4 protein-coding genes and 1 pseudogene are annotated in these 6,106 nt (G+C 33.5%); all 5 read left to right on the top strand.

What is annotated here, in order from left to right; genetic code table 11:
- The first annotated feature begins 305 nt into the window (after window positions 1–305).
- On the top strand, window positions 306–1,262 hold the full coding sequence (locus FLB_RS05370; protein ID WP_064714943.1) for a hypothetical protein: 957 nt from the start codon (window positions 306–308) through the stop codon (window positions 1,260–1,262).
- Between the two features lie 179 nt (window positions 1,263–1,441).
- On the top strand, window positions 1,442–2,671 hold the full coding sequence (locus tag FLB_RS05365) for a gliding motility-associated C-terminal domain-containing protein (RefSeq protein WP_064714942.1): 1,230 nt from the start codon (window positions 1,442–1,444) through the stop codon (window positions 2,669–2,671).
- Between the two features lie 12 nt (window positions 2,672–2,683).
- Window positions 2,684–3,625, top strand: coding sequence for a type IX secretion system membrane protein PorP/SprF (locus FLB_RS05360; RefSeq protein WP_157490548.1), 942 nt, complete (start codon window positions 2,684–2,686; stop codon window positions 3,623–3,625).
- A 78-nt stretch (window positions 3,626–3,703) separates the two neighbouring features.
- Window positions 3,704–5,572 (top strand): OmpA family protein, encoded by a 1,869-nt coding sequence (locus FLB_RS05355; RefSeq protein WP_197488939.1) that lies wholly within the window; start codon window positions 3,704–3,706, stop codon window positions 5,570–5,572.
- Between the two features lie 271 nt (window positions 5,573–5,843).
- Window positions 5,844–6,106: pseudogene (locus tag FLB_RS05350) on the top strand (hypothetical protein); the annotation flags it as partial.

Raw genomic sequence — 6,106 nt, 5'->3', positions numbered from 1 at the left:
CTTAAACTTTAAACTTTAAACAATTTAAACCTTTAAACCACCTTAAACTTTAAACTTTAAACAACTTTAAACTTTAAACAATTTAAACCTTTAAACCACCTTAAACCTTAAACTTTAAAACAATTTAAACCTACATCTCCCTTCTCGCATTTCTCCATTCCCTCCTGATTTCACAAGATTTTACAGTTTTTCATTGTATTTGTACCGTCTATTCTTTCAAGACGCCCGTTTATTACTTAGTGAGGGTTTATTGGTTAGCTCGTGATTACTTTTGAAGTAATATATAACTCTAAATTTTTTTTATTATGAAAAAACTATTACTTGGCGCCTTTTTAGTATGTGGGTTTGCCTCATTTGCGCAAGTGGGTATTGGTACGCCATCGCCAGATGCATCAGCTATGTTAGATATTAGATCTAACAAAAAAGGGGTTTTAATGCCTAATGTCGCATTAACAGATTTAACAGCAGCAGCTCCTGTTGTAAATCCTGCAAACAGTTTGTTAGTATACAATACTACTACTGATGTTGCTAAAAACCTTTCACCAGGGTACTACTACTGGTCAGGAGCACCAGATAATAAATGGAAAAAATTCTCTTCTGATGCAGATACGGTTGTGTCTAATGCATCTTTAGTGAATACTGCTACAGTGACGGTTAATGGTAAAACCAGTGCAGGAGCTCCAATTATTAATACTAATGATTTAACAGTAACTACAGGTAAATTGAAATCTACTGTAAATGGCATTTCAAGTCTTGAGGTTGATGTTTTGGGTAATGCCATAAATGGTTTAACTCGTCTTAGTGGAGATGTTAAGTTAGGGGGAACGCTTTCTGAAGCTACAACCATAACAACAGATGCAACAAATACATTAGCATTATCAGGTTTGGCAGCAAGTACAACAGCTACAGATGATCAAATCGTGGTTACATCTGGAGCTGGTAACGTATTAAAAACGATTCCTTATGCTAGTGTACAAGGTGCTATTTCTACTAAAACGGCAAGTTATACTTTGTTATTAAAAGATGAGTCAATTTTAGTAGATACAGCTGCAGGTGATGTTACAATTACTTTGCCAGCTGCAACAGGCAATGCAGGAAAAAAATACAGTGTAAAAAAGACTAGTAGTGATGACAACGGTGTAATTGTTGCTTCTGCAGGAGGTACTATTGATTCTGTTGCTTCTATTTATGGTAGTGTGTGGTTACAAGGATGGGTTTTTCAATCTGATGGGACTAACTGGTATATTGTTAGCCGTTACTAACATATAATAATGCTAAAATACATTCATTTTAAATTGTGTTTTTATATGATTTAAATGAATGTATTTTTTTTACATATACCTGTTTTTACATTTTGGTGCTATTTTCTATGAGTAGATTTCATTAGAATAAGAAGTGTTACAAAAGGGTATGATTGTTTATTTAATTAATTTATTGAATTATGACATTTTTTTTAAAAAAATATTTAATCTTCTGTTTTGTATTACTTATACCTATAATCTGTGATGCACAAACGGTGAATCAGGGAATGTTTTCTGTTGAGCCAGGCACTCAACTGAGTACTATTGAAAAGTTTAAGAATGATGTTTCGGGTGATTTTGTAAATGATGGCGAATTATTTTTGTACAATCACTTTGAGAATGATGGATATTTTGGTTTTTCTCCTAATCTGTCTTCTGGGATCGTTCGTTTTAGAGGACAACAAGGATATCAGAACATAGTAGGTAATTTGCCAATTGATTTAAACAATGTAGAGTTTAACAACGTTAGCGATAAATACGCTTTCAGGGTCTCAAATGATATTGCTGTATTTGGTAAAGTCGATTTTCAAAAAGGAATTGTAAAATCAGATCCCCTTTTGGGATCATTAGTTTTTGAAGATGGGGCTACTTGTTTTAATGCAGATGATGATAGTTATGTTGAGGGATTGGTTGAAAAAAAAGGCAATGATTCTTTTGTTTTCCCTATTGGGCAAAATAGTAAATATCGTTTGGCGGGGATTACAGCCCCAGAAACGATTAATGATGCTTATACTCAGAAATATGTATTGGATAATCCAAATGCGATATATCCTTTTTCAAATAAAGAAGCTTCAATTGAAGTGATAAATAATAAAGAATATTGGGTATTTGAAAGAGTAGCTGGTAAAGCAGATGTTATTTTAACCCTTAGCTGGGATGAGACTACAACGCCTTCAGAACTTACTTCAGGTTCAGATGAGTCCCTACATATAGTGCGTTGGGATGCGAATAAAAAGCTTTGGGTAGATCAAGGAGGAGTGGTTGATAAGGGGGATAAAACAGTTACCTCACCAGTGGAGGTTACAGGTTATGGAGTTTTTACTATCGCTAGGGTAGTAGATTCTTCTTCGGATAATATTATTGTTAATAATGCAATTTCTCCAAATGGAGACGGCAAGAACGATTATCTCAAATTCCAAGGGTTAATAGGAGAGGATAATACCGTTGAGATTTATAATCGTTGGGGAACAAAGGTATATGAAACCAAAGCTTATGATACAAATGGTAATGTGTTTAGTGGCTATTCAGAATCTTCAATGACAATTGACAAAAGTGCTAAGTTGCCAGTAGGCACATATTTTTATGTGTTGACATATAAAAAATCAGGGAAGACAACAAAAAAGGTTGGCTATTTATATATAAATCTTTAAATTTTTGCAAACATGTTTAATGTAATACTAATCTCAAAGCGTCTTGTTTTTTTGGGGCTTATATTTTTTGTAAGTTTTGAATGCTTGTATGCACAACAGGAACCACAATTTACCCAATACATGTATGCTACAAGTACTATTAATCCGGCTTATGCTGGTTCGCGAGATCTTACAGAAATCTCAGCCTTATATAGAGCGCAATGGGTGGGTATTGACGGTGCTCCAAAAACGGCCAATGTTAATTTTACTATGCCAATGTATAAAAGAATGGGACTGGGACTTTCGGTGTTGAATGATAGGATAGGGCCCTCGGATGAAAGTACGTTTGGATTGGATTTTTCATACAATATAGATGTGTCATCAGAATATCGTTTGTTTTTTGGTTTAAAAGCATCTGTTAATTTGCTTAATATTGATTTTTCAAAATTAAATATTGAAAATCCAAATGATCAAGCATTTCAAAACAATGTTGACAATAAGTTTTCCCCTAATATTGGTACGGGGTTGTATTTACAATCCGAAAAATCTTTTGTCGGGTTATCGATTCCTTTTTTACTAGAGACAGAGCATTATAAGGATCAAATAGCCTCTAAGGCTAAAGAAAAAATGCATTTATATCTTACGGCAGGCTATGTTTTTGATTTAAATTATAACATTCAATTCAAGCCTTCGGTATTGTTTAAAGCAGTAGAGGGTTCGCCTATACAAACTGACGTGTCGGCATCCTTCCTGTTTAATGATTTTTTTACTATTGGTGCAGCTTATAGGTCTAAAGGAGAGGGTGTTAGTGCTTTGGCAGGCTTCCAAGTTTCAAATAATTTGTATATAGGGTATGGGTATGATTTCTCTTCTTCTGGTTTAACCACCTTTGGCAATAGTTCTCATGAGCTTTTTTTACGATTTAGTATTTTTGACTTTAAAAATAGTAGAATTGTTTCACCTCGTTTTTTTTAATTTATGAAAGTTAAACTTATACAATTCTTTATATTCTTTTTTTTTACTTGGCTTACTTTTTCCCAAAATGAACAAAAGTTGCTTAAAAAAGCAGATAAATTATATGACAATTTTGGGTATTTTAATGCTATTACCATTTATGAAAAAGTGGCTGATAAAGGATTTACATCTGTAGAGTTACTGCAAAGATTAGGCAATGCCTATTATTTTAATGGTCTGTATAATGAGTCTCATAAGTGGTATAAGCTCTTGTTTGATTTTAAAAAACAATTAGACCCTATTTATTACTATCGTTATTCACAATCACTTAAGAATGTAGGAGATTATGATAATGCTGAAAAGTATTTCAGAATGTTTGAAGAAGTAGCATCAACTAATGCTTTGATAGAAAAGCCTAGGGAATTTAATGCTTTGCTAGAAGAAAGTAAAAAGCCAGTAATAGCTTCTTATACTATTTCTAATTTGGAAAGCAATAGTGCTTCTTCTGATTTTGGTGGGGTTTTCTTTGGAGGGAATTTTTTATTTACTTCTACTAGAGCATTTGGAAAAACAAAGAGAGCCATAGATCCATGGACATCGGATTTTTTCTCTACTATTTTTAAACTAAAGATGGCTGTTCCAGATGGGGTAAATGATATAAGCTTATTTTCTGAAGAATTACGGTCACCTTATCATGTGGCCACACCAGTTTTTACTCAAGATGGATTGACCATGTATTTTACGGCTAGTAGTACGTATTTTGATAGAGAAACAAACAGGCTTACTAAAGCAGGGACACCGGTCGTACTCAAAATATATAAAGCTTCTTTTAAAAATGGGAAATGGAAAGATGTGGTGAAATTACCTTTTAATAATGATCGGTACAATACAGCACATCCAGTATTGAGTCCTGATGAAAAGAGCTTGTATTTTGTGTCCGATAACCCAGCGGGTTTTGGAGGGAATGATATTTATAAAGTCGATATTTTGGGGGCTAAAAGCTATGGTGTACCTCAAAATTTAGGACCTATGATTAATACGGTTGGAAAAGAAACGTTTCCTTTCATTTCAAGCCAAAACAAGTTATATTTTGCTTCTGATGGTCATATCGGTTTAGGAGGACTAGATGTTTTTGTAACGGATAGTAAAGATGGAAAATTTAGTAATCCGGTTCAAAATGTGGGACAGCCTATAAATAGTTCTTCTGATGATTTTTGTTTTATAGAGAAGGATTCTGTTTCTGGTTTTTTTAGTTCAAATAGAGCAGGCGGAAAAGGGAAGGATGATATTTATAAATATGAGAAGTCACTCCAAACAGACAATAGCTATACTATAGAAGGAACTATAGTAGATCAAGAGACCAAGGAGCCTATTAATGATTTGAAGGTAAAGGTCTATAATAGGGATCATGAACTTATAGAAACGCTTGCTCTAGATAAACAAAGACAATATTCGATTAAAGTAGATGGTGACAAAAACAGATTGTTTTACCTAGAATTTACGGCTCCAAATCATGAAACAATTGAGATAATGGTTAATGTGGATCAGGATAAGAGTAATACCGAAGCGGTAACGATGCTTAAAAAAGACAGGCTATTGGTGGAAGGCAATGATTTGTCTAAACTATTAGTACAACCGATTACGTTTGGATTTGACAATTATTCAATTTCTACTGAATCAAAAGTAGAGTTACAAAAAGTCATAGAAATGATGTATCAGTTTCCAAATACTAAAGTTTTGATCCGCACACACACAGACAGCAGACATTCTTTTGCTTACAACATGGAGTTGTCTAGAAAAAGAGCAAAAGCGGTGATTGATTATTTAATCAAATTTGGAGTATCCAAAGGGCGATTAACTTATGAAGCATTTGGTGAGTACCAATTATTGAACCACTGTGCGGATGGTGTGAAGTGTTCAGAGAAAGAGCATAAAATAAATAGGCGTTGTGAGTTTATTGTGCAATAAAGGGACACACCTATCATCTTTTAAAATTTAAGATGTAGGATTTAAGATGTAGAATTTAAAATTTAAGATTTAAAATTTAGGATTTAAGATGTAGAATTTAGGATTTTCAATTTACAGAGTAAACGATTGCACGATTAAACCTTTAAACAACCTTTAAACTTTTAAACCTTAAACCTATAGACAACCTTAAATCTTTAAACTTTTAAACAACATTTAAACAATTAACCGATTCACCGTTTCAACAAGTAACCCGCCTCTAACATTTCACAATATGAAACAGATATTACTTTTTATTTTTATAATAATTGCCTCTAGTTGTTATGCTCAAGTAGGTATAGGTACGAATAACCCAAATCCAAGTGCTGCTTTAGACATTACTGCCACTAATAAGGCGTTATTATTCCCTCGAGTGGCTAATACGGCTGCTGTTGTAGCCCCTGTAAATGGTATGGTGATTTATGATATTTCTTCCAAATGTATTAAAGCATTCGAAAAAGGGGTTTGGACCAACTGTCTGAGCAATGGTTCCAACAT

Origin of the sequence: Flavobacterium succinicans, assembly GCF_001662485.1 — a bacterium.
In the GTDB taxonomy this organism is placed as follows: domain Bacteria; phylum Bacteroidota; class Bacteroidia; order Flavobacteriales; family Flavobacteriaceae; genus Flavobacterium; species Flavobacterium succinicans_A.
This window is presented reverse-complemented; position numbering and strand designations above follow the sequence as displayed.

What these genes read in the sequence shown, in the direction of transcription:
- FLB_RS05370 (WP_064714943.1), top strand. Translation starts at nt 306, where the DNA reads ATGAAAAAACTATTACTTGGCGCCTTTTTAGTATGTGGGTTTGCCTCA.
- FLB_RS05365 (WP_064714942.1), top strand. Translation starts at nt 1,442, where the DNA reads ATGACATTTTTTTTAAAAAAATATTTAATCTTCTGTTTTGTATTACTT.
- FLB_RS05360 (WP_157490548.1), top strand. Translation starts at nt 2,684, where the DNA reads ATGTTTAATGTAATACTAATCTCAAAGCGTCTTGTTTTTTTGGGGCTT.